Origin of the sequence: Haloimpatiens massiliensis, assembly GCF_900184255.1 — a bacterium.
Lineage (GTDB): Bacteria > Bacillota > Clostridia > Clostridiales > Clostridiaceae > Haloimpatiens > Haloimpatiens massiliensis.
Window position 1 is genome coordinate 641493 of sequence record NZ_LT854639.1, and the last position, 373, is coordinate 641865.

At 23.3% G+C, this 373-nt stretch carries 1 protein-coding gene and 1 pseudogene; both read right to left on the minus strand.

The annotated features are described in order from the left end of the window. A partial coding sequence (locus C1715_RS20360; RefSeq protein WP_146005378.1) for a helix-turn-helix domain-containing protein occupies positions 1–114 on the minus strand: 114 nt, incomplete at its 3' end. Continuing rightward, positions 101–297, minus strand: a pseudogene (locus tag C1715_RS20365) (MerR family DNA-binding transcriptional regulator); the annotation flags it as partial. The gene C1715_RS20360 and the pseudogene C1715_RS20365, both read right to left, overlap by 14 nt. Positions 298–373: the final 76 nt, after the last annotated feature.

The window sequence follows — 373 nt, forward strand, 5'->3', positions numbered from 1 at the left end:
TTTATTATGAGCAATATAAAAATTGTATATAAACCTACTTACACCAATAGTTTTATGAATTTTAGTTATCTGTTCTTCTGTTGGTTTAATTTCTATTTTGTATGCTTTTTTCAACTTCTTCATCTTCCTTTATCTTTTTCTTATATTTTCTTTGTATTGCTCATAAGTATAATATCTCCTATTTGTTGGTGTTCTAAATGCTTTTAATATTCCTTCGTTATCCCATCTTTGCAATGTTCTAACTGATACATTAATTAATTCTGCAAATTCATTTGGTTTATAGTTATTATTTTTCAAATGTACTCACTTCCTTTTCATAAGTGGATTTTACTATATTTGATTACTTTTATTTATATTTTAAATAACTAAAGAT